Source organism: Kitasatospora albolonga (assembly GCF_039535905.1).
Lineage (GTDB): Bacteria > Actinomycetota > Actinomycetes > Streptomycetales > Streptomycetaceae > Kitasatospora > Kitasatospora albolonga.
This window is the reverse complement of record NZ_BAAAYB010000052.1, coordinates 15,327-41,483: the sequence shown is the minus strand read 5'-3', so window position 1 is coordinate 41,483 and position 26,157 is coordinate 15,327. Positions and strand designations below refer to the sequence as shown.

17 protein-coding genes and 3 pseudogenes are annotated in these 26,157 nt (G+C 73.7%); 6 read left to right on the top strand and 14 right to left on the bottom strand.

The window, feature by feature from the left end; translation table 11 throughout:
- The first annotated feature begins 85 nt into the window (after window positions 1-85).
- On the top strand, window positions 86-1,510 hold the full coding sequence (murC, locus tag ABD946_RS12800; RefSeq protein WP_345283088.1) for a UDP-N-acetylmuramate--L-alanine ligase: 1,425 nt from the start codon (window positions 86-88) through the stop codon (window positions 1,508-1,510).
- A gap of 1 nt (window position 1,511) precedes the next feature.
- On the opposite strand, the gene ABD946_RS12795 is transcribed toward murC, so the two are convergent.
- Window positions 1,512-2,909, bottom strand: coding sequence for a UDP-N-acetylmuramoyl-tripeptide--D-alanyl-D-alanine ligase (locus tag ABD946_RS12795; RefSeq protein ID WP_345283086.1), 1,398 nt, complete (start codon window positions 2,907-2,909; stop codon window positions 1,512-1,514).
- A gap of 123 nt (window positions 2,910-3,032) precedes the next feature.
- Here ABD946_RS12795 and ABD946_RS12790 point away from each other — a divergent pair, with 123 nt between their 5' ends.
- Genes ABD946_RS12790 through ABD946_RS12780 form a run of 3 tightly spaced genes read left to right on the top strand, consistent with a single transcriptional unit; the run spans window position 3,033 to window position 5,582 of the window.
- Window positions 3,033-3,977: a D-alanine--D-alanine ligase family protein gene (locus ABD946_RS12790; RefSeq protein WP_345283084.1), complete on the top strand. Its 945-nt coding sequence runs from the start codon at window positions 3,033-3,035 to the stop codon at window positions 3,975-3,977.
- Window positions 3,974-4,969 carry a threonine ammonia-lyase gene (locus ABD946_RS12785; RefSeq protein ID WP_345283082.1) on the top strand — a complete coding sequence of 332 codons (996 nt, stop codon included), beginning with the start codon at window positions 3,974-3,976 and terminating at the stop codon, window positions 4,967-4,969. The genes ABD946_RS12790 and ABD946_RS12785 overlap by 4 nt, the downstream gene beginning before the upstream one ends.
- Window positions 4,962-5,582 (top strand): C39 family peptidase, encoded by a 621-nt coding sequence (locus ABD946_RS12780; protein WP_345283080.1) that lies wholly within the window; start codon window positions 4,962-4,964, stop codon window positions 5,580-5,582. The genes ABD946_RS12785 and ABD946_RS12780 overlap by 8 nt, the downstream gene beginning before the upstream one ends.
- Window positions 5,583-5,807: 225 nt before the next feature.
- Here the strand turns inward: ABD946_RS12780 and ABD946_RS12775 are convergent, their stop codons facing one another.
- The 6 genes from ABD946_RS12775 to ABD946_RS12750 all read right to left on the bottom strand — a co-directional run bounded on the left by ABD946_RS12775 (window position 5,808) and on the right by ABD946_RS12750 (window position 10,196).
- Window positions 5,808-6,455, bottom strand: coding sequence for a DedA family protein (locus ABD946_RS12775; RefSeq protein WP_345283078.1), 648 nt, complete (start codon window positions 6,453-6,455; stop codon window positions 5,808-5,810).
- A gap of 128 nt (window positions 6,456-6,583) precedes the next feature.
- A complete protein-coding gene (locus ABD946_RS12770; RefSeq protein WP_345283076.1) occupies window positions 6,584-7,429 on the bottom strand; it encodes an undecaprenyl-diphosphate phosphatase in 846 nt (281 codons plus the stop codon).
- A 262-nt stretch (window positions 7,430-7,691) separates the two neighbouring features.
- The gene (locus ABD946_RS12765) at window positions 7,692-8,495 is read right to left on the bottom strand and encodes a COG4705 family protein (protein WP_345283074.1); all 804 of its coding nucleotides are present in this window, start codon (window positions 8,493-8,495) and stop codon (window positions 7,692-7,694) included.
- 56 nt (window positions 8,496-8,551) lie between these two features.
- Window positions 8,552-9,031, bottom strand: coding sequence for a hypothetical protein (locus tag ABD946_RS12760; RefSeq protein WP_345283072.1), 480 nt, complete (start codon window positions 9,029-9,031; stop codon window positions 8,552-8,554).
- 297 nt (window positions 9,032-9,328) lie between these two features.
- On the bottom strand, window positions 9,329-9,817 hold the full coding sequence (locus ABD946_RS12755) for a GNAT family N-acetyltransferase (protein WP_345283070.1): 489 nt from the start codon (window positions 9,815-9,817) through the stop codon (window positions 9,329-9,331).
- 25 nt (window positions 9,818-9,842) lie between these two features.
- Window positions 9,843-10,196: an ArsR/SmtB family transcription factor gene (locus tag ABD946_RS12750; RefSeq protein WP_345283068.1), complete on the bottom strand. Its 354-nt coding sequence runs from the start codon at window positions 10,194-10,196 to the stop codon at window positions 9,843-9,845.
- 110 nt (window positions 10,197-10,306) lie between these two features.
- Between ABD946_RS12750 and ABD946_RS12745 the strand changes: the two genes are divergently transcribed.
- Window positions 10,307-11,602 carry an NAD(P)-binding domain-containing protein gene (locus ABD946_RS12745; protein WP_345283066.1) on the top strand — a complete coding sequence of 432 codons (1,296 nt, stop codon included), beginning with the start codon at window positions 10,307-10,309 and terminating at the stop codon, window positions 11,600-11,602.
- 88 nt (window positions 11,603-11,690) lie between these two features.
- On the opposite strand, the gene ABD946_RS12740 is transcribed toward ABD946_RS12745, so the two are convergent.
- On the bottom strand, window positions 11,691-12,071 hold the full coding sequence (locus ABD946_RS12740; protein ID WP_345283161.1) for a helix-turn-helix domain-containing protein: 381 nt from the start codon (window positions 12,069-12,071) through the stop codon (window positions 11,691-11,693).
- Between the two features lie 127 nt (window positions 12,072-12,198).
- Window positions 12,199-12,660: pseudogene (locus ABD946_RS12735) on the bottom strand (AraC family transcriptional regulator); the annotation flags it as partial.
- A 123-nt stretch (window positions 12,661-12,783) separates the two neighbouring features.
- Between ABD946_RS12735 and ABD946_RS12730 the strand changes: the two are divergent.
- Complete coding sequence (locus ABD946_RS12730; RefSeq protein ID WP_345283064.1) at window positions 12,784-13,383, top strand: HD domain-containing protein; 600 nt, start codon at window positions 12,784-12,786, stop codon at window positions 13,381-13,383.
- Window positions 13,384-13,395: 12 nt separating this feature from the next.
- Here the strand turns inward: ABD946_RS12730 and ABD946_RS12725 are convergent, their stop codons facing one another.
- The 5 genes and pseudogenes from ABD946_RS12725 to ABD946_RS12710 all read right to left on the bottom strand — a co-directional run bounded on the left by ABD946_RS12725 (window position 13,396) and on the right by ABD946_RS12710 (window position 26,085).
- A complete protein-coding gene (locus ABD946_RS12725; protein WP_345283062.1) occupies window positions 13,396-16,296 on the bottom strand; it encodes an ATP-binding protein in 2,901 nt (966 codons plus the stop codon).
- 215 nt (window positions 16,297-16,511) lie between these two features.
- Window positions 16,512-16,928 (bottom strand): annotated as a pseudogene (locus ABD946_RS42645) (NPCBM/NEW2 domain-containing protein); the annotation flags it as partial.
- Window positions 16,929-16,967: 39 nt separating this feature from the next.
- Window positions 16,968-18,623 (bottom strand): annotated as a pseudogene (locus tag ABD946_RS12720) (NPCBM/NEW2 domain-containing protein); the annotation flags it as partial.
- Between the two features lie 271 nt (window positions 18,624-18,894).
- A complete protein-coding gene (locus ABD946_RS12715; protein ID WP_345283058.1) occupies window positions 18,895-23,025 on the bottom strand; it encodes a beta-galactosidase in 4,131 nt (1,376 codons plus the stop codon).
- 93 nt (window positions 23,026-23,118) lie between these two features.
- Window positions 23,119-26,085, bottom strand: coding sequence for a helix-turn-helix transcriptional regulator (locus ABD946_RS12710; RefSeq protein WP_345283159.1), 2,967 nt, complete (start codon window positions 26,083-26,085; stop codon window positions 23,119-23,121).
- Between the last annotated feature and the right edge of the window lie 72 nt (window positions 26,086-26,157).

Here is a 26,157-nt window from a genome sequence, read left to right as displayed (position 1 = left end):
ACTCGCGTGGGCCGCGCCGAGCAGGCGCGTGACCGATGCTGACCACCACTCAGGCAGGCCCTTACCTCTGATCGGAGCACACAGCATGGAAACCAGGAGCGTGATCGTTCCCGCCTTCGGTGGCCACCTCGACCTGGACCGCCCGCATTTCGTGGGCATCGGGGGCACCGGCATGTCGGCCCTCGCCCGGCTGCTGCTCGAGCGCGGCAGCCGCGTCTCGGGCTCGGACACCAGCGACACCGACCGCCTCCGCTCGTTGGAGGACTCGGGCACCCGGGTCTTCGTCGGCCACACCGCCGGCAACCTGCCCGCGGACACCACCGTCCTCGTGTGGTCCAGCGCGGTCTCCCCCGGCAACCCCGAGGTCGCCGCGGCCCGCCGCGCCGGCATCCCCGTCGTCCACCGCTCGGATGTCCTGGCCCACCTGATCGACGACGCCGAGCAGTCCGTCACCGTCACCGGCACCCACGGCAAGACCCTGACCACCGCCGCCCTCAGTGCGGCCATGACCCACCTCGCCCCCTCCTACGCCGTCGGCGGCGACCCCCTCGGCTTCCCCAGCGCCCGCCACGGGACCAGCCGCCTCATGATCGCCGAGGCCGACGAGAGCGACCGGACCGTCGGCCGCTACCACCCCACGGTCGCCGTCGTCCTCAACGTCGACGACGACCACCCCGAGCAGTACACGGACCTCGACGATGTCCTCGACACCTTCGAACTGCTGGCCCGCAACAGCTCCGTGCTGGTCATCTCCGCCGACGACCACGGCGCCCGGTTGCTGACCGAGTGCCTGCGGCGCGCTCCCGGCCCGCGCGTGGTGACCGTGGGCGAGAACCGGGACGCGGACGTGCGGGTGATGCGCGTGCTGTGGAACGGCCAGGCCAGCCTCGTCACCGTCCAGGACACCGACGGCTCCTGGCACCATTTCACCCTGTCCGTCCCCGGCCACCACAACGCCCTCAACGCCGCCGCCGCCTTCACCGCCGGGCGTGTCCTCGGAGCCGAGCCCGCCGACCTGGTGAACGGCATCAACTCCTTCCGCGGTGTGCGGCGGCGTCTGACCATCACCGGCAGCTCGGGAGGAGTGACGGTGCTGGACTCCTTCGCTCACCACCCCAGCGCGATCACCGCGGACCTGGCGGCCGCCCGCATGCTCACCGACGGCCGGGTGATCGCCGTGTTCGAACCCGTCGGCCGGACCCGCACCGCCACTCTCGGCGAGGAGATCGGCCGCCGCCTCGCCGCAGCCGACGACGTGGTCCTGCTCAACGTGCAGGGCTCCCTCGAAGCCCCTCTCGCAGCGGTCAACACCGCGCCGATCGCCGTACAGATCACCGAGTTGGGCGGCCGGGTCCACAGCGCGAACTCCCGGCAACTCGAGGACCTGGTCGCCGAGCTGGCCGAACCCGGCGACCTCGTCGTGACCATGGGAACCGAGACGGTCGGCCACCTCGGTCAGTCGCTCCTGATGCGGCTGGCGGAAGCTGCGCTGTCGGCCCCGGCCGCGTAGGTCAGGCCGCCCTGCCCACTACATCGGACTTGGCCAACCGCACTGCGGTGTCCTCCAACCCGACGCTGTGGGAGCCCTTGACCAGTACCACGTCCCCAGGCTCCAGGTAGCTCTCCAGCAGGTCGAGGGCAGCGTCCCGGTCCGCAACCAGCGTGGAGCGCACACCACCCTCGACTGCTGCGGCATACACCAGCGCGGCTTCCGCGCCGCCGACCGCGATCAGGTCAGTGACGCCGGCCAGTGCCACCGCCCGTCCCAGCTCCGCGTGGTGGGCGTTCGACGCCTCGCCCAACTCCCGCATCTCGCCCAGTACTGCCACCGTCCTCCGCCCGCCACCGGCCATCGCGGTCAGTGCGGCCAGGGCCACCGCCATCGAATCGGGGTTCGCGTTGAACGCGTCGTTGATCACGGTCACCCCGTCCGGCCGCTCGGTGACGTCCATCCGACCCGGCGTCAACTGCCTTGCTCCGCTCAGCGCCTCGGCCACCTGCGGCACGCTCGCGCCGAGGCCGATCGCCACCGCCGCAGCGGCAGCGGCGTTCGCGACGTGGTGTGCACCGTGCAGCCCAAGCGTGACCTCGGCTCGCTCCCCTCTGTGGGTCAGGGTGAACGACGGTCGACCGGCCGCGTCCAACACGACGTCAACGGCCCGCACGTCCCCGGCTTCCAGGCCGAACGTCAGCACCTGCGCGCTCGTACGCGGGGCCATCGACATGACGTACGGGTCGTCAGCGTTCAGCACCGCCAGGCCATCGGCGGGGAGGGCCTCGACGAGCTCGCCCTTCGCCTCGGCGATCGACGCCTTCCCGCCCCCGAACTCGCCTACGTGGGCGGTCCCGACGTTGATCACCAGGCCGATCTTCGGCGGGACGATCCCCGTCAGGTACTTGATGTGCCCCTTCCCCCGCGAGCCCATCTCCAGCACCAGCAGCCGGGTCTTCTCGTCGGCCTGGAAGACCGTGATCGGCATGCCGATCTCCCCGTTGAACGACAACGGAGTCGCCACCGTCGTGTCCATGGTCTGCAGCACCTGGGCCAGCAGGTCCTTGGTACTGGTCTTCCCGGCCGAACCGGTCAGCCCGATCACCGTCGGAGCGTCCAACCGGGCCAGCACCGCGCGGGCCAGTGCTCCCATCGCGTCCTGCACATCGACCACCACGATCGCCGGCACCCCGACCGGTCGCGCGGCCAGCACGGCCACCGCGCCCGCGGCCACCGCGGCCTCGGCGAATCGGTGCCCGTCGGTGTGCTCGCCGGGCAGCGCGATGAATAGCGCCCCGGGCTCCACCAGCCGTGAGTCGATGACACCGGCCCGGTCCACCACCGCCCCCGGGTCGGGGACGTCGTGCAGAGCACCCCCGACAGCCTCGGCGATCTCTTGCAAGGACATGGGGACCATGGCGGCTCCACTTCGACATCCGCCCCACCTCGGGGCGTCCTGCCGCCGACGCTAGCGGCTCCGCAGCCTCCGACCCGAAGCCCCACGCATTCCGAACCAGACTGTGACAAAAGGAAGATGGACATGTCTGCTGACCGTCGTATTGCACTCGTCACCGGCGGGCGCTCCGGCGAGCGCGACCGCTCGCTGATCTCCGGCGAGGCCGTCCGAACCTCGCTGGTCCGCCGGCAACTGGCGCACGTCGTGCTCGACCCCACCGACAAGGACTTCGCCGACCGCGTCCGCGAGGCGGACCTCGCCTTCCTCGCCATCGCCGGCCAGTGGGCCGAGGACGGGAAGCTCCAAGGCCTGCTGGACAGCCTCGACGTCCCGTACACCGGCTCCGGCGTGCTGGCCAGCGCCATGGCGATGCACAAGCCGACCGCGAAGACCGTCGTCCGCACCGCTGGTGTCACCGTCCTGCCACACATTCCGCTCCGGAGCGGTCAGGACCCGGAGGACGCCGCCAAGGCCTGCACGGAGGAGCTCGACCTGCCGGTCATCCTCAAGCTCGCCTCGGAGGGCGGCTCGATCGGCGTGCGCGTCTTCCGGGACCTGAACTCGCTCACCACCACGCTCACCCACGACACCCACGGTGGCGAGTGGTTCGTCGAGCCCTTCAAGGAGGGGACTGCAGTCACCTGCGGCGTGCTGGAGCAGGACGGCGCCCTCCTGGCACTCCCGCCGCTGGAGACCGTCCCCACCACCGCCGACTTCTACGACTACAAGGCCAAGCGCAACCCGGCCGGCCACCGCTACCGCTGCCCCGCCCAGCTTCCGGACACCGCCCTGGCCACCATCTCCCGCGCGGCCGTCCGAGCCCACCGGGTCCTCAACTGCTCGGGCTACTCGCGCTCGGACTTCCTCGTCACCGAGACCGGTGACGTGTACTGGCTGGAGCTCAACACGCTCCCGGGCCTGTCCCCGCACGGCAACCTCGCCACCATGGCCAAGGCCGCCGGGATCAGCTACGACGACCTGATCCAGACCATCCTCGCCAGCGCCCACACCAAGGGGTACCGGCCGTGAGGGCAGCCCTGCCGCTGGCCGCGGCTGACGTCTACGACGCCCAACACCGACTGCGCGGTGTCGCGGTCTCCACCCCCGTACTCTCCCACCCCGTGTTGGACGGGCTCACCGGGCGGAACGTGGTGGTCAAGGTCGAAGCCCTCCAGCGGAGCGGCTCGTTCAAGTTCCGCGGCGCCTACAACGCGCTGGCCGCACTCAGCGCGAGCGATCGGCAGTACGGGGTGATCGGCGCCTCCTCCGGCAACCACGCCCAGGCCCTCGCCCTGGCAGGCCGCCTGCTCGGGACACCGGTCCGCGTGGTCGTACCTCACGATGCCCCCACCACCAAGGTGGACGGCGTGCGCGCTCTCGGTGCCGACATCGTCGTTTACGACCGCCGACTTGAGGACCGCGACGCGATCGTCGAGCGCCTGGCCGCCGACCACGGCTACACCATCGTGCCGTCCGCCGACTCCCCGACGGTGATGGCGGGAGCGGGTACCGTCGCGTTGGAACTGCTCTGGCAGGCCCCGGCGTTGACCGCGATCCTCGTTCCGATCGGCGGAGGCGGCCTGGCGGCCGGCACCGCCGTCGCGGCCAAGCACATCAACCCGAGCATCAAAGTGATCGGTGTGGAGCCCGAGACGGCTGCCGATACGGCGACGTCGCTGCGAGCCGGTCGACGCACAGAGCTTGCGACCGTGCCGGACACCGTCGCGGACGGTCTGCGGCACACCGTCCCCGCTCCTCTCCCGTGGGAAGTCAGCCGCCAACTGCTCGACGGCGTGGCAACCGTGACGGACCTACAGATCGGGCAGGCTATGCGCTGGGCGTTCCAGCACCTGAAGGTCGTGGCCGAGCCGTCGGGAGCGGTCGCGCTCGCGGCCGTCACCGGTCTTGACCTGCCCCCCGGGCCGGTCGGCGTGATCATCTCCGGCGGCTCGGTGGACCTGAACACCTTTCACCACCTCGTTGCCACCCCACCCTCCGGGAAGGAACCAGCCGTTGCCTGAGCAGTCCGTACGCCACCCGATCCCGCTGATCACCCAGTACGCCACCCCCGGCCTGATCAACGCCATCGCCTACCAAGGCCACCCTCCGGGCGACGACGACAACTGGCAGGCCAGCGGCGCCCCCGACAAGGCCGCGTACGGCTACTGGTGCACCCGCATGTGCGGCATGGCCTGCCTGCGGATGGCCCTGTTCGCGCGTGACGGCCGTGCCCCCTCACTGTTCGACCTCCTGACCGGCTGCCTCGACCACGGCGGCTACGTCCCGCGGGAGGACGGTGGCGTCGGCGGGCTCTACTACCTACCGTTCACCGAGTACGCCGCCGCCGAGCACGGACTCAAGTCGGAGATCATCACTGCCCTGGACACGGACCGACTCGTCGCCGAACTCGAACAAGGCCACCTCGTGATCGCCTCCGTGCACAAGGAGATCCGCCGCCCCGACCTCGCCGCACCCGCTCGCGGCGGGCACTTGGTGCTCGTCACCGGCCACCGCGCAGGCACGGTCGCGTTTCGTAACCCCTCCGGTCACACCCCGGAGGCCGTCGATGCCGTTCTGCCGCTCGATCGCTTCGACGACTTCGCAGCGCACCGGGGGATTTCCCTTCATCTCTGAGTCGCTCCTGTCGGTGTCGCCAGCTCGCACCGCCAAGCGCCCCAGCGCATCAGGGTCGGCGGACGCGCCAGCAGGCGAGGAGCATCAAGACGGCCCAGGGCCAGGCCGTACGCGGAGAACGTGGAGACGGGGGTGCGGGCAGGTGCTGGACCCCTTGGTCGATCCGCTGGTACAGGCCGCCGTCGATTCCGCGGCCGCAGCGGGCGAGTCTGCTCGCGGGCCCGTTCATCGGGTTCTGGCCTGACGGCGGGAGCGGAGCACCTCCAGTACCAGCGGCGCCAGCGACACCGCGACGACGGCGGCGACGATCGGCAGCAGGTAGCGGTCGACGTTCGGGATCGAGGAGCCGAGCGCGTACCCGGCCATGACCAGGCCGACCGTCCACACGAGGCCGCCGACGACCTGCCACACGGTGAAGGTCCGGGCGCTCACGCCGAGCGCGCCCGCCAGCGGGTTGAGGACGGTGCGCACGACGGGGACGAAGCGGGCGAGGACGACGGCCTTGCCGTGGCCGTAGCGGGTGAGGATCTCCTCGGCCCGGACGGCGCCTTCGTGCAGGTGCCTGCTGCGGGATCGGGCGAGCAGGGCGGGTCCGCCACGGCGTCCGATCAGGTAGCCCACCTGCGCGCCGGTGAGGGCGCCGACCGCGGCGGCGGCGAGGACCTGGCCGAGCTGGAGGTGGGGGCCGCTGTGGGCCCCGGTGGTGCACAGCAGGCCTGCGGTGAACAGCAGCGAGTCCCCGGGCAGGAAGAACCCGACCAGCAGGCCGGTCTCCGCGAACATGATCACGGCGATGCCCAGGGCGCCGAACGCGGCCAGCAGGGAGCCGGCGTCCAGCGGGTTGACGGCCAGCAGGGCCGAGGAGGTGAGCATCGTTCGATGCCTTTCCCGGAGGGGCTGCCGGCCGGCGCCGCCGGGCCGGGCGCGGGGCGGGTGTCCCCCGCTGCGGTCGGCGTCGTGTCCAACAGTCGGTTGGCGAGTCGGCTGTTACGGGTCGCCCGTTAGTGGGCGGCGCCTGCGGTCGGGGCGAGGACGCCGGCGGTGACCAGGCCGATGATCAGGATGCCGAGCAGGATCCGGTAGATCACGAACGGCAGGAAGCTGTGGTGGGAGATGTACTTCAGGAACCAGGCGATCGCGGCGTAGCCGACGGCGAAGGCGATCAGGGTGGCGAGGATGGTCGGTCCCCAGGCGGGGGCCGGGCCCTCGCCGATCTTGAAGAGTTCCAGCAGGCCGGAGGCGAGCACCGCCGGGATGGCGAGCAGGAACGAGTACCGCGCCGCGGCCTCCCGGCTGTAGCCGAGCAGCAGGCCGGCGCTGATGGTGCCGCCCGAGCGGGAGACGCCCGGGATCAGCGCGAGGGACTGGGCCGCGCCGTAGATCAGCGCGTGCGGGAAGGTCAGCTGGTCGGCGGTACGGGCGTCGCGGACGGCGCGGGTGCGGTCGGCGACCGCGAGGATCAGGCCGAAGACGATCAGGGTGGTGCCGATGATCCGCAGGTCGCGCAGCTGGGTCTCGATCGTGGTCTGGAACAGCTTGCCGAGGATCGCGATCGGGAGGGTGCCGACGATGACGAACCAGCCCATCCGGGCGTGCGGGTCACTGCGCAGGGCGGGCTTGAGGAGCGAGCGCACCCAGGTGGAGACGATCGCGGCGATGTCCTTGCGGAAGTAGATCAGGACGGCGGTCTCGGTGCCGAGTTGGGTGACCGCGGTGAAGGCCGCGCCGGGGTCGTCCCAGCCGAGGAGGGCGGAGGAGACGCGCAGGTGGGCGCTGGAGGAGACGGGCAGGAACTCGGTGAGTCCCTGGATCAGGCCGAGGACGGCCGCGTGGAGCCGCTCGGTCACCGGGCACCCGCCGTGCTCGTCCGTCGCTGGCTTCGCATCGTGTCTTCCTGTTCGGGTTGGGGACGTGCGCTGGCGCCACCCGCCGTGCAGCGCTCGTGTGCCGACGCCGTTCCGGGTGGCGGCCCGGGGACGGGGGGCAGGATCCTGCACCTGCTCGGTGCGCGTTGTGCTGTGCGGGCGTGCGGCTCGGCCAGCATGGCCGAGGTGTGCTGAACGTTTCCTGAAGGCCCGGTCCCCGACCGGGTCGGGTGGGCGCGGTTGGTCAGACTTCGGCGCGGGCGGGTCGCCGGGCCTGGACACCGAGCGCGAGGACGGCCGCCGCGATGATCGCGGCCAGCACGAGGCTGACGGGGCCCGTGCCCAGGTCGAGGCCGCCGCGCTGGTGGCTGACGCCGGCCCAGTCGGCGAAGCACGCGCCGAGCGGGCGGGTGAGGACGTACGCCCACCAGAACGCCAGGACGGTCGGCAGCCGCAGCGCGCGACGACCGAGCGCGGGAATCGCGATCAGGGCGGCGAACAGCAGCCCGGACGGCAGGTATCCCCAGCCGAGGGTGGCGGCGGTCAGGTCACCGACCGCGGTGCCCAGCGCGAAGGTGGCCATCACCACCGCCCAGTACAGGACCTCGCGGCGCCCGCCGCGCACCGTGGCCACATCGAGGGTGCCCTCCAGGCGGCGCCACAGCCCGAAGGTCGCGGCGAGCGCGACCGCGAAGACGATGGTGGACACGGCGTACGGGATGCCGAGCGCGACGTGCGCGACGTCGGCGGCCATGGTGCCGAAGACACTGACCATGACCACCGCCGCCCAGTACACGGCCGGCCGGTAGCGGTCGCTGCGGGCCTGGGCGTACAGCGCGGCCGTGAGCAGCACCGCGGCGCCGGCAACGGCCGGGACCGGGCCGAGCGCGCGGGCCAGGTAGTCGGAGGTCGTCTCGCCCATGCCGGTGGTGAGGACCTTGACCGCCCAGAACCCGGCGGTCACGGCGGGCACCTTGCTCCGGGCCGCGCCGGGCGGGACCTCGCCCTGACGGTGCGCGGGTGCGTCGGTCGTCGTGGTGGCGCTCACAGCGGCGCACTCCTTTCACGGCACGGGCCTTGCCCGTGCCGCCAGCTGAGGGGGCGTCAGCCGCCGACGACGGTGTTGGAGGTGATGGCGAAGGTGGTGCCGTCGACGGTGACCGCGTGCCGGACGCCGTCCGGGCCGAGGACCACCGCCTGCCAGGCGCGGCCGCCGCCGCTGACGGACACCGGGTGCAGCGATTCGACCTTGCCGCCGGGCACGGCGGAGGACGCCTTGACCACGGCGTCGGCGGCGTCCAGCGACGGCAGCGGCGCGGGCGCCCGAGCCGGGCCGGCCGCATCCGTGCCGTCGTCCCGGCCCTCGCGCTCCGCACCCTGCTCGCCGTCGCGCCCGTCCGCACGGTCCGTCCGGACGCGGTCGCGGTCGTGGCCGTGGCCGTGGCCGTGGCCCTCCGCGCGGACGGAGGCCCGGCCTTCCTCCTCGAAGCCGTCGTGCGCGGCAACGGCGACCGCGCGCCGCCGGCCAGGACGACCACCGCGGCCGCCGCGCCAGCCCAGCGCGCCCGGCAGCCCGGGCGCCACCGCCGAAGCCCTCCGGCGGGCCCCTGCTTCCCCTGCGGCTCCTGGAACTCCTGCTCGCCCGCGGACTCGTCCACCCTGCTCACCCCGGCCTCCCGACCTTGCCCGGCACCACGCCCGGCTGATGGGCTCAGCATGACGAGCGCGCGCTGAAGGGTTGCTGAAGACCTGAAGAGGCCTTCAGCTGCCGGGTCTGCTCCCGGCTACGGGCTGCCGGCAGTGACGCCGGGATCCTGAGCGGACGGCGAAGGACGGCAAGTGGCACTTCTGATGCTCCGCCAGCCTCATCGGCGGAGCCGGTCAGTTGACGGCGGAACTGCGGCGCTCCACCAACAGGACGTCACGCCAGACGCCGTTCAGCCGTCCGATCCGTTCACGGGTACCGATGACCCGGAAGCCGGCCCTGGCGTGGACGGCCAGGCTGGCGGTGTTCTCCGGGAAGATGCCGGACTGGATGGTCCAGATCCCGGCGGCCTCGGTGGACTCCGCGAGCGCGCGCAGCAGTTGACCACCGACGCCCCGGCCACGTGCCCCGGGGCCGACGTACACCGAGTGCTCCACCACCCCGGCGTACGCGCTGCGCTCGGAGACCCGGCTCACCGCGACCCAGCCGAGGACCCGGCCGTCCCCGTCCAGGGCCACGAAGCGGTGCTCGGGGAGTTTGGCGGCGTCGAAGCGGGCCCAGTCGGGAGCGGTGGTCTCGAAGGAGGAGTTCCCCTCGTCGAGCCCGGCCTGGTAGACGGCGAGGACCTGCTCGGCGTGCTCGGCACGCAGCGGGGCGACGTGCAAGACGGGTGCTCCTTCGGACGGTGCGTCAGTGGTGCCGGTCGAGCATGGCCGACATGGCGGCCAGCACGGAAGGCTCGATCCGGTAGTAGACCCAGGTGCCGCGCCGTTCGCTGCTGAGCAGCCCGGCCTCGCGCAGCTTCTTCAGGTGGTGGGAGACGGTCGGTTGGGAGACCCCCACGTCCTGGATGTCACAGACGCACGCCTCCCCGCCCGCGTGCGAGGCGACCTTGGAGAACAGGCGCAGTCGCACCGGGTCGGACAGGGCCTTGAACATGGCGGCCATCCTCTCGGAGTCCGCCACGGACAGCTCGGCCGAGGTGATCGGCGGGCAGCACGCCCCGCCCTCGGGCTCCAGCACCGTCAACTCCTGATTCGACATGCATCTATGTTGACACCTGTCGATCCCCACTGGCAAGGTCGAAGACGTCATACATCGACGTTTGTCGAATCAGCGAGGCGGCTGGTGCCGCCACGATCAGGGAGACCGTCATGTCCGAAAGCACCGGCCTGCCCGTCCTCGTCATCGGCGCAGGACCCGTCGGCCTGGCAGCAGCCGCCCGCCTGGTCGAACGCGGCTTGGATGTGGTCGTCGCCGAGTCCGGAGCCGCAGCTGGTGCGGCGGTCCGTGAGTGGGGACACGTCCGGCTCTTCTCCACCTGGTCCGAACTGGTCGACCCCGCCGCCGCCAAGCTGCTTACGCCGACCGGCTGGACCAGCCCCGACCCGGACGCCTACCCCACCGGCGCCGACTGGGCCGAGCGCTACCTCCAGCCCCTCGCCGACGCCCTCGGCGACCGCGTCCGCTACCGCACCACCGTCACCGGCATCGCCCGCACCGGCCGCGACCGGGTCGTCGACTCCGGCCGCGCCGAACAGCCCTTCACCGTCCACCTCACCACCGCCGACGGCACCGAACACCGCCTGGCCGCCTCCGCCGTCATCGACGCCTCCGGCACCTGGACCACCCCGAGCCCGGCCGGTGCCGACGGCCTGCCCGCCCTCGGCGAGAAGACCCACGCCGCCCGGATCGCCTACCGCATACCCGACCTCAACGACCCCGCCCAGCAAGCCCGTTACGCCGGCAAGCGCACCGCCGTCGTCGGCTCCGGCGCCTCCGCCTTCACTGCCCTGGCCACCCTCGCCGACCTGGCGAAGGCCGAGCCCGGCACCCACACCGTCTGGGCCCTGCGTCGAGGGATCAGCGGCTCCACCTTCGGCGGCGGCACCGCCGACCAGCTCCCCGCCCGCGGGGCACTGGGCCTCGCCGCCAAGGCTGCCGTCGCAGGCGGCCACGCCACCGCCCTCACGGGCTTCCGCGCCACCGCCGTCGAACGGACCGCCGACGGCAGGCTCGCCCTCGTCGCCGACAACGGCGTGCGCGCCGACGCCCTCGACGAGATCATCGTCCTCACCGGCCTGCGCCCCGACCACTCCTTCCTCAGCGAGCTCCGCCTCCACCTCGACGAGCGCCTCCAGGCCCCGGCCGCCCTCGCCCCGCTGATCGACCCCAACCAGCACTCCTGCGGCAGCGTCGAACCCCACGGCGCCGCCCAGCTCACCCACCCCGAGGAGGGCGTCTTCCTGGTCGGCCAGAAGTCCTACGGCCGCGCCCCCACCTTCCTCGCCCTCACCGGCTACGAGCAGGTCCGCTCCGTCGCCGCCCACCTCGCCGGCGACCACGAGGCCGCCGCCCGCGTCGAGTTGACCCTCCCCGAGACCGGCGTCTGCGGCGGCGCCGGCCTCTTCGACCAGCCCGCACCGACCGCGGGCGGTGGCTGCTGCTGAACCCTCGCCCGGGCAGGTCGGAGGCAGGCCGGTGCCGTCGATGGCCGACGAGGAGGGCGGGACCGCGGGCCCGGGTGTGCGGGGTGGGTCAACGGCCGTTCGTGGTGTCGGAGTTGAAGGTCTCACGGTAGGTGCGCGGCGGCACCCCGACGTGCGCCTTGAAGAGGGTTCGGAAGTTGGCGGGGGTGCCCAGGCCGCAGCGGCGTGCGACGGCTTCGACCGTGAGGTCGCCGGAGGTGAGGAGTTCGCGGGCGCGGGCCAGCCGGGCGTCGAGCAGCCAGCGCATCGGCGGTTGGCCGGTGTCCGCGTGGAAGCGGCGGATCAGTGTCCGCCGGGACAGACCGGCCCGGTGCGCTAACTCGTCGACGGTGAGAGGCCGGTGGAGGTTGCGCAGCGCCCAGTCGTAGAGGGTCGGGGTCGGCCGAGGACCGGGGCCGCACCGGCAGGTCGATGAACTGGGCCTGGCCACCGGTGCGGTGCGGGGCCGCCACCAGCATGCGGGCCTGACGGTTCGCCAGGAGCGGGCCGTGGTCGCGGCGGATGAGGTGGAGGCACAGGTCCAGGCCGGCGGAGACGCCGCCGGAGGTGAGGACCTGGCCCTCGTCGACGTACAGCTCCCCGGGCACGACCGTCACCCGTGGGTACCGCCTGGCCAGCTCGCGCGCGTACAGCCAGTGCGTGGTGGCCCGGCGGCCGTCGAGCAGGCCGGCGGCGGCGAGGGCGAACACACCGGTGCAGATGGACGCGACGCGGGTGCCACGGGCCGCCGCCTCCGCGAGGGCGTCGGTCACCGCGGTGCTCGGTGCGGCCGACTCCTCGTAGCCCGGGACGATCACCGTGTCGGCGGACGCCAGGCGGTCCAGACCGTGCGCGACGTGCAGGGCGGGGCCGCCGTGCACCTGGACGGGGCCGGGCCTCTCCGAGCAGACCGAGAGCGTGTAGGGCCCGTCCGGCCAGCTCCCGAAGGTCTGCCAGGGGATCCCGAGGTCCAGGGCGAGGACGTTCTCGAGGGCGAGCACGACCACGTGGTGCGTCCCGCCCGAGCTCTGACCGGTCATGGCACGATGCTATCGCTGCATGGCACGCGTGCCACTGACGGAGGGGCTCACCGCGCTCCTAGGGTCGCCTCATGGACACCGAAGACCGCATCCTGCCGATGCTTCCGGATACCCCCGTCACCCGTGCCGCCCGTCGAACTCGTCCGGTCGTGCGAGAGCGCGCCCGTCGCGAACCACAGCATCCGCAGCTACCTGTTCGCCGCGCTGGCGGCCGAACACGAGGGGCTGAAGGCCGGTGCCGACTTCGACGCCGAACTCCTCTTCCACGCCTGCGTCCTGCACGACCTCGGCGCCTCGCCCTCGGCGCCGGGGCTGGCGCGCTTCGAGGTCGAAGGCGCCGACATGGCCGCCCGCTTCCTCACCGAGCACGGCTACGGGGCCGACCGGACCGACCTGGTCTGGGAGGCGATCGCCCTGCACAGCTCGGGCGGCATCGCCGAACGCCGGGGCGCACTGGCGTACCTGACCCGGCGGGGCGTCGGCCTGGACTTCGGCGTCGGCAGCGAGTTCGTCACCGACGCCCAGGGCGAGGCCCTCCACGGCCGGTACCCGCGACTGGACATGGCCACCGCGCTGGTGGACGACATCGTCCGGCAGGCCGCCCGGTCGCCGGAGGCCGGCGCCCGCTACACCCTTCCCGGCGAGTTCCTCCGCGAGCGCGGCGAGCCGGGCGGCGTCACCGCCGTCGAACGCGCGGCGCGGGCCTCGCGCTGGGGCTCCTGACGGCACGTCCGGTCATCCGGTCAGAGGGCGTCGCGGACCTCGGCGCGGGTGACCCCGAGCTTGCGCAGCACGGCGGCGGCGTGGTGCTCGGCGGTGCGGGGGGGAGAGCGAGAGGGCCCGGGCGATGTCCTGGTTGGTGGCACCGGTGGCGAGCAGCTCGGCCACCTGACGCTCCCTCGGGGACAGGTCGTCGCCGTAGCTGCGCCGGCCGGCCGGCTCGGGGCGGAGGCGGCCGGTCCGGCGCAGGGCCTGTCGGCAGCGTTCGACGTCGGCGGTGGCGTCGAGGCGGGCGAAGACGGCCAGCGCGTCCTCCAGCCGGTGGACGGCCTCCCCCGGGTGGTCGGGGTCGGCCACCAGCCCGAGCCGGCCCGCCTGTTCCGCCACCCGGGCCGCGGTGTGGACGCGGCCGATGGCCTCGTACCCGGCCCGGGCGCGGTCCAGGTGGGCGAGGGCGGTGACCGGCTCCCGCTCGGCGGCCAGCAGGCCCCGGCTCCAGGACAGGTCCGCCTCGACCCCGGGGGCGACCAGCCCGGCGACGCCCGACTCGGCCTCGGCCACCAGGCGGCGCGCCTGCTCCGCCCGGCCGGAGTCGAGTCCGGCCCGGACGGCCGTCGGCAGCAGGTCCACCGGCCGGGCCCACAGGCCCTTGGCGCGGGTGAAGTCGACGACCGGCTCCACCCGCCGCCAGGCCTGCGCGGGCTCGCCCCTGAGCAGGTCGATCCGGGCGAGCAGGACCAGCACGGCGGGGAACACGTCCCAGTCGTGGATCTCCTCGCGCTTGGCCTCGACCGGGAGCAGGTGCTCGGCCGCCCGGGCCCACCGGCCCCGGGCGGTGTCCAGGGTGGCCCGGGCCACCAGCAGGCCGACCCGGACGGTGTCGTCCTCGCCGACCTCCCGCAGCTGCGCCTCGATGCGCTCGTCCAGCCCGTCCCAGTGCCCGGAGTACAGGTCGAGCTGAACCCGCGTCACCCCGCAGAACGAGGCGAGCAGTTGGTAGCCGACCCGCTCGGCGAGCTGCTCGGCCTCGTCCAGCAGGGTGCGGGCCCGGCCGTCGCAGCCCCGGACCAGTTCGTCGTACGCCGCGTTGCTCAGCGCCCGGGCGACCTGGCGCAGCACCTGCCGGTCAGTGGAGCGCCGGGGCAGCTCCGCCAGCAGCTGCGCGCCGCGCGGGTCCCCCGCGAACTCCAGCACCGTGATCCGGTTGGCGGCCACGTCCGCCCGGGCGACCGGGTCCTCGCTCCCGGCGGCCAGCCGCACCGCCCGCTCGGTCATCGCCAGGCACTCGTCGATGTGGCCGCCGTGCGCGTTCACGCTGGAGCTGACGGCCAGCGAGGCGAGCGCGGCGGCCGCCGCTCCCGGCCGGTCCGCCAACTCCGTGATGACCAGCTCCAGTTCGGCCCTGCTGTCGATGTTCGGGTTGGAGGCGCCCAGGGCGCGGACCAGGTTGAAGCGGATCTCGCCGCGGACGTGGGCGGCCAGGTCCGGGTCGGCGAGGATCCGGCGCAGGGTCAGCTCGCTGGTGACGGGGTCGGCCCGGTAGACGGCGATGGAGCTGAGGGCCAGGGCGCTGCGGGTGCGCTGCTCGGCGGGCAGGGTCGGCTCGGCCAGGACCTGCCGCAGCAGGTCGGCGGCGACGCCGTCGTCGCCGACCTCGGTGGCCTGCTCGACGGCGGCCAGTGCCCGGGGCAGCCAGGCCGCGACGTCGCCCAACTGCCGGGTGTGGTGGGCGATCCGGACCAGCGCGGATTCGGGGTGCTCGGCGAGGGCGTCGATGGCGCGGGTGTGCAGGCGTCTGCGCCGGGGGCCGGGGATCCGCTCGTACACCGCGCGCCGGGCCAGCACGTGCCGGAAGCCGTAGCTGCCGGGGGCCCGTTCGGCCAGCGCGTCCGCCGCCAGGGCGGTGGTGAGGGCGGCCTCGGCCCGTTCCTCGTCCAGGCCGGCCACCCGGGCGAGCAGCGCCTCGTCGGCCGGGACGGCCACCACGGCGGCGGCCTGCACCACGGCCCGGGCGTCCTCGCCGAGCAGCGCGATCCTGCTGTTCACCGCCTCCTGGAATCCCCTCGGCACACCGGCGCCCGCCAGCATCGAGGTCGCCCCGGCCGGGGTGGGCAGGGTCTCCCGGTCGGTCAGGACCAGCAGGTCCTCCTCGACCACCAGCGGGAGTCCGCCGCTGCGTTCGTACAGCTCCCGGCCGAGCGGCCCGGCGGCCGCGAAGCCGATCGCGGAGGCGGCCAGCTCCCGCACCTGCGGCTCGGTGAGCAGGTCGAGGGCGATCTCGGTGCCGAGCACCCCGACCGGGCGGCGGTACGGCGGGCCCAGGACGTTGCCGCTGCCGGGCAGGTCGCGGGCCCGGTAGCTGAGCACCAGGCGCAGCTGCCGGGGTGGGTTGCGGGCGAGCAGCAGCATCAGGTCGCGGGTGGCGTCGTCGGCCCAGTGCAGGTCCTCGACGATCAGCACCGCCGGGCCGAGGGCGCCCAGCACCTCGTGGACCGCGCGCATCAGCTGGTGGGCCTGCACCACCTCGGCGCCGGCCGGGTCGGCGGCGGGCAGCCGGTCCGCCAACTCGGGTACGTAGGGGGCCAGTACGGCCGTGGCGGGCCCGAGGGCCGCGTCGGGCCCGAAGTGCGGGGCGCCCGCCCGGAGGGCGTCCACCACCGGCCCGAGCGGCAGCGGCTCGCGCAGCGGGTGGCAGGCGCCGTGCAGGACGGGGGTACCCCGGGCGGTCAGCCGCAGGCCCGCCTCGCGCAGCAGTCTGGACTTGCCGATGCCGGCCTCGCCCTCGACCAGGACCACCGACGGCCCCTCGGCCAGGGCGGCCAGCAGCGCGGCCAGCTCCCGGTCCCGGCCGACGAAGGCGAAGCCGTTGCGGTCGACGGGGCGACGGCCGGTGGTGGCAGCCCGTGGGTCTTGCATGGTGCCTCCGAACGCACGGCCGACGGCCGCGGTCCTGATTGTCCCACCTCGCCACCGGCGCCGACCAGGACCGCCACGGCGGGCCACATCGAAACACCCGGTCGGCGGCGGGGTCAACGGAGCACCGGCCGTTCCGGCGCAATGCCGCCGTTGCGCCGGGGCCGGCCCGTCGCACTCCCTGCGGAGGGGGTGCGACGGGCCGGTCCGGGGACGGGTCAGGAGCAGAGGAGCTCGGGCGATCCCCAGTCGGCGTGGTCGTACTGGGTGTCGTCACCGCCGTCGGTCACCTCGAGGGAGAGGGCGAAGACCCCGTCGAGCGGGACGGTCAGCCGGACGGGTCCGTCCGCACCGGTGAGCCGGCCGCTGTCGGCGGCCGTCCGGCCGTCCGTGAGGATCCGGAACACCGCCGAGCCCTTGGCCTGCACCTCGTCGTCGATGCCGACCTCGACGGTCAGCGAGCTGCACGCGCCGCCCAGGTAATAGGTCACCGCCGAGAGGGAGTTGACGCCCAGTCCCTTCGGGTAGAGCTTGCCGTTGACCTTCAGCGGGGCGCCGTCGCCGGCCTTCTTCTCGCCGTTGCTGCGGTCGTGCTCGACCGGGCCCCAGCCGCTGCTCGCGGAGGTCACGGTCCGGTCGCCGAGGGCCTGGACGCCGGGGGCTGCGGGGGTGCCGCAGCGCAGCCGCGGGTTGCCCCAGTCGGCGTGGGCGGCGCCCGCCCCACCCGGGGAGGTGGTGATCAGGCGCAGGTCCTCACCACCCGTCAGGTCCGCGGTCAGCCGCACCGGGGGCTGACCGGCCGTGCGCCAGCCGCTGTCGGCGACCACGGTGCTGTCGCGGTAGATCCGGAAGACGGCCGAGCCTGTGGCGTCCTCGTCGTCGATGCCGACGTCGACGGTGAGGCCGTGGCAGGTCCCGCCGAGGTGGAAGCGGACGTCGGACTCGGCCGCCGTCCCCAGGCCGCGCTGGAAGGCGGTGCCGCCGACGGTCAGCGGCTGCCCGTCCCCGGCGGCCGGGCCGCCGTTGCTGTGGTCGCGCTCGACCGGCCCGTTCGCGTTGTACGCCACCGTCCAGGCCAGGTCGCCCAGTTGGTGGTCGCCGGTGGCCATGTCGGCGGGCTGCTCGGGGGTGACCCGGTACATCACGGTGCCGTGGGCGGGGACGGTGGCGCTGATCGCGCCGCCCGACGTGGTGGTCTCCTTGGACCAGAGGTCCTTCAGCCGGTACGAGGAGGCCCCGCCGATCCCGGCCGCCTCGGCGGTGGTGGCGACGGTACGGGCGGTGTCGGTCTCGTTGGTGAGCGTCACCGAGCGGCCGCCGTCCGCCAGCGGCTTGCTCATCACCACCAGACCGCCGTCCTTGGCGATGACCGTGCCCTGCCGGCCGAGCGGGTCCTGGTCGACGGCTATCACGTCCGCGTTCTTGAGGATCTCGTACGTCGCCGGGGTCGCGGTCCGCAGGTCGGCCCCGATCAGCAGGGGCGCGGCCATCTGCGCCCACAGGCTGAAGTGGGTGCGGTACTCGGTGTCGGTCATGCCGCCGTTGCCGACCTCCAGCATGTCGGGGTCGTTCCAGGAGCCCGGGCTCGCGTAGGGGGCGAGGCTCTGGTTGAGGTGGGCGATGTTGAGCATGCTGCCCCAGCTGTCGCCGATGTCGTAGGTGGTGCGCCAGGAGTTCCCGACGCCCCGGGCCCAGGTCCAGGGCTGGCTCGTCCCCCACTCGCAGATGCTGTAGAGGATCGGGCGGCCGGTGTTCCGGAGGGCGTTGCCCATGTCCTCGTAGCGCTTCCGCGCGTCGACCTTCTGGTTGTTGCAGTTGTCGTACTTCAGGTAGTCCACGCCCCAGGAGGCCCACAGGTCGGCGTCCTGCTGCTCGTGGCCGAGCCCGCCGGGGAAGCCCTTGCCGTCGCAGGTCTTGGTCCCGGCGCTGGAGTAGATGCCGAACTTGAGGCCCTTGGCGTGCACGTAGTCGGCCACCGCCTTGATGCCGTTCGGGAAGCGCACCGGGTCGGCGACCAGGTCTCCGGCCGCGTTGCGGCTGGGCAGCGCCCAGCAGTCGTCCAGGTTGACGTAGGTGTAGCCCGCCTCGCGCAGGCCCTGCGAGACGAACAGGTCGGCGATGCCGCGCACCATCGACTCGTTGAACTCCGCACGGCAGTGCGTGGAGTTCCAGTTGTTGAAGCCCATCTGCGGCGTCGGGGTGAGGCCGTTCTGGCTCGCCGCGGCCGGGGCCGCGGTCACCAGATCGAAGCCGACCGCGCCGACGGCGGCGAGCGAGCCGCCCATCAGGGCGAGGGTGACGGCCAGGCCGGTGCCTCTGTGTCGGAGCATGCGCAAGGAAGCCCTCCCAGGGCGTTCGGAACACGATCGGACCGAATCCAACAGAACCGAGCAGGGATGAGCGTCGGGTCGATCCGGCTGCCACGTCAAGGAACTCGACCGCCGCTCCGCCCAATCGCCGCACTGGGCCGGATTTCGCCAAATGCCTTGCTCGGCGAGCGATCTGATGCATCGTCAGATCGACGGCCCGGGTCCGGACGTGCCGGAGCAGGCCGGGTGGTCGCGCCACCCGGCCTGCCCGGTGTTCAGTGCTGGTCAGGTGTCAGGAGCACCGCACCTTGGCGTCGGCCCAGTCGGCGTGGTCCCCGCTGCTGCTGCCGTCAGCGTTCTCCACCCGGAGCCGGAGCAGGTCCGCACCGGTGGTGTTCACGTCCACGGTGGCCGCCCGGCCGCTGCCGAGCAGCGTCGGGGAGTCGGTCCGCCAGGTGTTGTCCGCCCAGACCTTGAAGACCACCGAGCCGCTGCTGCCCACCTCGTCGTCGACCCCGACGGTCGCGGTGAAGCGGCTGCACCGCCCGCCGAGGTAGAGCACCACCTCGCTGGTGGCGTGGACGCCGAGGCCGCCGGCGTAGCCGACGCCGTCCACCTTGAGCGGCCTGCCGTCCCCCGCCTTGTCGTCGCCGTTGCTCCGGTCCCGTTCGACCGGTCCGTAGCCGTTCTGCTCGGCCAGGAACGGCAGGGTGCTGACGGAGGTCTCCCCGGTCGGGGCGCGCAGACCGGCGGCCGGGTTCGCCACCGTCCTGGCGTCGGTCAGCTGCCGGGGCGAACTCCCCTGCCGGAAGGCCGCGGTGACGTCGATCCGGGTGAAGGCGGGGAGCGTCCCGGCGGGGGCGGTGACGTTCCAGGAGGCGGTCAGCGAACCGCCCGCCGCGATGCTCGCGCCGGTGGCGCCGACGGGCTGCGTCGTCCAGCCGGACGGCACGCCCAGCGTGAGCGCCAGCTCGGAGGCGGTCGGCTGCCCGGCCGGCACCGAGAAGGTCGCCGACACCGGGAAGGTGGCCGAGGCGGCCACGGCGTCCGGGGCGGCGAGCACCAGCCCGGCGGTCGCGGGCGCCGGATCGGCCTGGGCGGCGTCGTAGCCGGGCCCGGTCACCGGGGCCGGGGCCAGCGGGGAGACGGTGCTGCCCAGGTTCTCCAGACTGACCGCGCCCAGGCCCCCGTTGGTCTTCTCCTCGTTCCACAGGGCGATCGCGATGGTGTTCGCGCCGTGCGGGTCCAGGATGCCGTTGGGGAGCGCGAAGACGTGCTGCGGTCCCTTGTGGTTGATGTAGGTGCCGAGCAGCCACCCGTTGAGGTAGATCAGCGCCCGGTACTTGCGGGCCGGGTCGTCGGTGATCTTCAGCCCGACCGACGTGTCCTGCCCCGTCGGCAGGTTCAGGGTGGCCGTGGTCCGGTACCAGGAGACACCGGGCGTGGTGTCGCGGGTGGTGAGGGCGGTGTCCGCCCAGGCGGCGTCCGGGAACCCGGGCAGGGTCCAGCCGGCCCGCTCACCGTGCAGGCCGCCGGTGTTCATCGGGCCGCGCGCGGTGTCGGTCAGCTCCTCGCCGCCCTTGGCGCCCTGGATCCGCCAAGTGATCGACGGGCCGGAGGAGTTGCCGACGAAGGCGCCGGTGAGGCCGCGCGCCTCCTTGTTGTTGTCGTTCATGCCGGGGTTCTGGTTGTGGCCGTTGTTAGCGGCCAGCACCGACAGCACGTTGTCCCCGGTGGCCTTCAGCAGCCCGGCCGGGAAGGTCCACTTGCGGATGGCGTCGCCGGAGCTGCCGAGGAAGGTGCCGTTCAGCCAGAGCGAGTACACCCCGCCGCTGCCGGGCTGGGCGAAGAGGGTGACGGAGTCCGTCCCGGCACCGGCCTTGAACCGGCCCCGGTACCAGACCTCGCCGTAGTGGTAGCCGTAGTCGTCGGAGAACAGCACCGGCAGCGTGGCGGGCTTGGTGACGCTCTGGGAGGACGCCTTGTCCGCGACCTTCCAGGAGGAGTCGTCGAACTCGGGCTGCGCCTCCGGGGATCCGGCCGCGTGCTTCCACCCGGTGAGCGCGGGAAGCACGACCTGGGCGGGGCCGGGCAGTTCGCCCCCGGCCCGGGCGCCGGGGCCCGGCTGTCCGGTCAGCGCGGCACCGTTGAAGGTGACCGGGCCGGAGCCGTCGGCGAAGACCTCCACCGGCTGGGCCGAGCCGCTGTCGCCGGTCAGGTCGAGGCGGCCGGACTGCACGGCGGCGGTGCGCAGCAGGTCGCTGCCGTACACCAGCACGGGGCCGTTCGCGGTGTCGGCCCGCCAGAACTTCCCGGCGGCCCGGTCGTCGCCCAGCAGCAGCAACAACGGCCGGGGGCCGCCGGTGACCAGCACGCGGGCCAGGCCGTCGTGGACGTAGTTCAGCCGGAGGTCTCCGGTGGCGGCGTCCCAGGTCTGCTCGACCGCACCGGCCAGCACCTGGACGGTGGGGCGCTGCGGATAGTTCAGGACGGTCTCGCCGGCCTGCCCGGGGCGGCCGTACAGCACCGCGACGTCCCGGCCGCCGATCGCCGCGTGGGTCATGATCTCCGAGGTGGAGTACTGGAGTTGGGCCTCGCCGAGGCGGTAGTCGGCGACCAGGGTCCGGGAGTCGCGGCCGGCCAGGGTGATGGCGGTGCCGGGCTTCTGCGGGACGGTGGGGTAGACCCGGGCGGTGGTGGTGTCGACGGCGTCGACCGAGAGGGCGGTGCCGATCGCAGCGGGGTTCTTGCCGCCGCTCACCACGAGCTTCAACTCGTGCGCGCCGTCGGTGAGTCCGTCCTTGGCGAAGAGCACCTGCCCCTTGACCTCGGGGCTGCCGTAGGCGTCCACCGAGGCGGCCTTCGCACCGTCCACGTACACGTCGGCGATGCCGTGGTTGGCGGCCAGGGAGCCGATCCAGCGCACGGAGCTGCCGGTGAACGGCACGGTGAGGCTGTCGCCGGCCTTGAACGAGAAGGACTCGGTGTGCTGGTACTCCCCCGCCGTGTAGGGGACTTCGGCCCCGACGTGCTGCCAGGCCCCGGTGTACCGGATCCGGCTGTCGGCGTCGTCGAAGGCGTAGCCGAGGTGGTTGCCGCTGAGCTTGAGCGACAGGCCGGTGGAGTCGGTGGCGGCCGAGGTGGAGTCGGTGTGCCGCAGCACGTGGAACTGGGTGCGGGTGTCGGGGTTGAGCCGGACGGTGCCGGTGACCGCCGGGTTGCTGAGCACGCTCGGGGGTGCGGGGTCGGTCTTGGTGATCGGCTCGACGCTCTGCAGGAAGGAGCCGATCAGCTTGTCCTCCCGGTACCGGTCGGTGAGCTGCCGGGACTCGGTGATCGCAGCGCCGTAGTCGTAGGAGGTGTAGGTGCCGGAGACCGCCTGGCGGCCCCAGTTGGTGCCGCCGTAGAGCATGTAGAGGCTCTGCAGGGTGGCGCCGGCCGCGATGTTGTTCTTGTAGAAGACCGAGGCGAAGTCCGCCCCCATCTTCTCCCGGCACTTGTCGCCGTCGGCCCCGCCCCAGTAGTTGATCGAGCCGCCCTGGAACTCGGGGATGTAGAGCGGCTTCCCGGGGCGGCGGTAGCCCGCCAGGTCGGCCTGCACCGGCTTCCAGGCCGGGTCCTTGCAGTCGAAGCCGAGCGGGTACTTGTCGACGCCGTCGATGTCGAGCGCGCCGGTGCCCTCGTTGTAGGACTTGTAGTCGGCGGGATTGGCGTTGAAGTGGATGTGATTGCCCGTCAGCGGGACGGTGATGCCGTCGGCGCGGGCCTTGTCCCGCAGGTGGGCCACGTAGCCGCGGTCCGCCTCGGTGTACTGGTAGAACTCGTTCTCCACCTGGTAGGCGATCACCGTGCCGGTGCCGTCCTCCAGCTGGTGGCGGGCCAGGATCGGGTTGATGTGGTCGAACCACTCGTCCACGTCCGCCAGGTGGGCGGGGTCGGTGGTCTTCTCCCGCCCGGGCCTGACGTCCAGCCAGGCGGGGTAGCCGCCGCCGTCCACCTCGGCCTGGATGTAGGGGCCGGGGCGGGCGATGACGTAGATGCCGACCTCCTCGGCGATGTCGAGCAACTTGTCGACGTCGCGCACGCCGGTGAAGTCGTAGACGCCCTTCTTCGGCGAGTGGTACGCCCAGTCGAAGTAGAGCGAGACGGCGTTGAAACCGCCGGACTTCATCTTCTGCAGGACGTCGCGCCACAGGTCCGGGCTGGGGAGCCGGAAGTAGTGGAACTCCCCCGACCAGACGTAGGTGCGCTTGCCGTCGATGGTGAGCGAGTAGCCGTCGTAGGCGACGTCGTGCGGGGTGCCGGCGGTCGGCGGGGTGGGTGCGGGCGCGTCCGCGACGGCCGTCACGGTGCCGGTGACGCCGCCGACTGCCAGGGCGAGGCTGACCAACAGGGCGAGTGCCCTGGGGCCGGTTCTGCTCATCGGGTCTCCTGGGGGAGGAGGGGTGGGTGGGGGGAACGTCGAACCGACGGAATCGCACAGACTCCGACGGATTCGAACGAGCTGGATGCATGGTCAGGCGTGGGGCGGCAGGGCCGGAAGGGAATCCGCGGCTTTCCGTTCGATCTCGGGCAATTCCCCGGACCGCAGCTCCGCGCGGGTCACCCCGAGCTTTCCGAGCACCTTGGCGACGTGGTGCTCGGCGGTCCTCGGCGAGAGCGCGAGGGCACCGGCGATCTGCCGGTTGCCGGCGCCGTCGGCCACCAGCAGGGCCACCTCCCGCTCACGGGGCGAGAGGTGACCGCCCTCGCCGCGACGGGCGCGCGGCACCGCCGCCGGACGGCCGCTCGCCCGCAGCATCCGGCGGCACCGGGCGGCGTCGGCCGTGGCTCCGAGGCGGGTGAGGACCTCGAGCGCGCCGCGCACGGCGGTGTCGGCGTCCGCGGCCCGGCCCAGTCCGAGCAGGACGGCCGCCGTCTCCTCGGCGGCCAGCGCCCGCTGGTACTCCCGGCCGATCGCGCCGTAGCGGGCCCCGGCCTCGACCAGCAGGGTCACCGCGGCCCGGGGGTCGTCCGCGGCGCCGAGCAGCCCGCGGGCCAGCACGAGCTCCGCGTCCACCCCCGGCGTGTCCAGGCCCTCGACCCCGCGAGCGGCGTCGGCGACGATCCCCTCCGCCTGCTCGCGCAGGCCGCAGGCGAGCGCGGCCCGGACCGCGACCGGCAGCAGGCCGGTGGCCCAACTCCACTGACCGTTACGGCGACTGGCCTCGACCGTCGGCCGGACGGCGGCCCAGGCCGCGGTGTCGGCGCCCTCCAGCAGCTCCAGCCTGCCCAGCAGGGCCGCGGCGATGCGGCGCGGCACACCGTCGGGCGGCTCCGACCGGCCGCCCCGGGGCGGGAGGGCCCGACGGGCAGCGGCCCAGCGGCCCCGGGCGGTGTCCAGCGCCGCGCGGACCGCGAGGGCCTCCAGCCGCAGGCCGCCGTGCCCGTCGAGCCGCGGCAGCAGCGCCTCGATCCGGCCGTCCAGCCCGTCCCACCGGCCGGCCTCGAGGTCGAGCTGCAACTCCAGCGCCAGCCCGGCCAGTTGGACCAGCTGATGGCCGGAACGCCCGGCTGCCGCGGCCGCCTCCTGCTGACGTGCCCGGGCCCGGTCGTCACGCCCCCGGGCCCAGGCGCCCACCGCCGCGAGGTGCAGGCCCCGGGCCCGTTCGCGCTCGATCCTCCGGTCCGGGCTCCGCTCCGTGCCGCGCTCCGGCAGCCGCGGTCCGGTGCCTCGTATCCGTGCCAGGAGCTCCGGCCCGGCCGGGTCGCCGAACGCCTCCGTCACCGCGACCCGGCCCACCAGCACGACGGTGCGGGCGAGTTCGTCCTCGCACCGGGCCGCCGCAGCGGCGGCGCGCGCCAGGTCCGCGTCGGCCCGCCGGCGAGAGCCCGGGCCCCGGAGCACGCCGACGACGGCGAGCTCCGCCAGGGCGACGGCCGCCGGGCCGGGCCGGTCCACCAGGTCGGCGGCCGTCTGCTCCAACTCCGCGAGCAGGGCGGCGGGATCACCCGGGCCGAGGGCCCGGGCCCGGCAGAGGCCGAGCCGCAGCTCACCCCTGACTCCGGCGGGCCGGGCCCGGTCCGCCGCCATCCGGCGCAGCAGCTCGGGCCCCTCGGCGGTGCCGGTCCGGTACTGGGAGATCCGGGCGAGCGTCAGGGCGTGGGCGGTCCGGTCGGCCTTGGACAGGGTCGGCTCGGCGAGCAGGTCCCGCAGCAGGACGGCGGCGGCCCCGTCGTCCCCGGACTCCACGGCACGGTGGGCGGCCGCCCCGGCCGTGGTGATCCAGGCCGCGACGTCACCCGTCCGCCGGACGTGGTGGGCGGTGCGCAGCAGGGCGGGAGCCCCGTGGCCGGAGAGCACCTCGGCGGCCCGGGCGTGCAACCGCACCCGCTGCGGAGCCGGGATCGCCTCGTAGGCCGCCCGCCGGGCCAGCACGTGGCGGAAGCCGTAGCGGCCCGGGTCCGTCTCCATCAGGAGGCCGACCGCCAGGGCCGCGGTCAGGGCCGGATCGGTCTCGCCCTCCGGGAGCCGGGCGACCGCGCCGAGCAGGTCCTCGTCGGCGGGCAGGCCGAGCACGGCGGCGGCCCGGACGACCGCGGCGGCCGACGGGGCGAGCCGGGCGGTCCGTTCGGCGACGAGCTCCCGCACGGCGCGCGGCGCCCGGTCGGAGGCCCGCGGGCGGCCCGGCACCTGATGGACCGTCAGCTCCCCCAGCACCTCCTCGACGGCCAGCGGAAGACCGCCGCTGCACTCGTACAGCTGACGGACCAGCGCCCCGGTGGCGGCCGGGCCGAGGACGGACACCGCCAGGTCGCGGACCTGCGGCTCGGTCAACGCGGCGAGCGCGATCTCCGTCCCGCCGACCCCGACCGGGCGCCGGTAGGGGACGCCGAGCACGTTGCCGTGGCCGGGCAGCTCGCCGGCCCGGTAGCTGAGCACCAGGCGGAGCTGCGCCGGTGGGTTTCGGGCCAGCAGCACCAGGAGTTCGCGGGTGTCGTCGTCCGCCCACTGCAGGTCCTCCACCAGGAGGGCGACCGGGCCGAGCAGGCGCAGCAACTCGTGGACGGCGCGCATCAGTTGCTGACGGTGGGTGCCCACCCCGGCCGGCCGCTGACCGGCCGCCAGCTGACCGGCCGGATCACCGACCGCGCCGGGAAGGTACCCGGCGAGCGGAGCGGTGACCTGGCCGAACCGGGTGTCGGCCGGGAGGAGCTGCGGCGCGTCCCGCAGCGCCTCCAGGACGGCCCCGAAGGCGGGCGGCTCGCGCAGCGGATGGCACCCGCCCCGGAGCACCGCGAGGCCGACGGCCTCCAGCCCGGGCACGGCCTCGCGGAGCAGACGGGACTTCCCGCTGCCCGCCTCGCCCTCGACCAGGACGACGGCAGGCCCGTCCTGCGCGGCGGCCAGCAGCCGGGCGAGCTCCGCCTCCCGGCCCACGAAGGCGAATCCTCCGGTGGTGCGGCGGTCCGTCGGGGCCTCGGGTCGGTCGGGGCCTGGCATCGTCACGCACGCTTCCGTAGCTCGGTCGGCAGGCCCTGAGGACCGGTGGTTCGGGGGCACCACCGGGCCTCA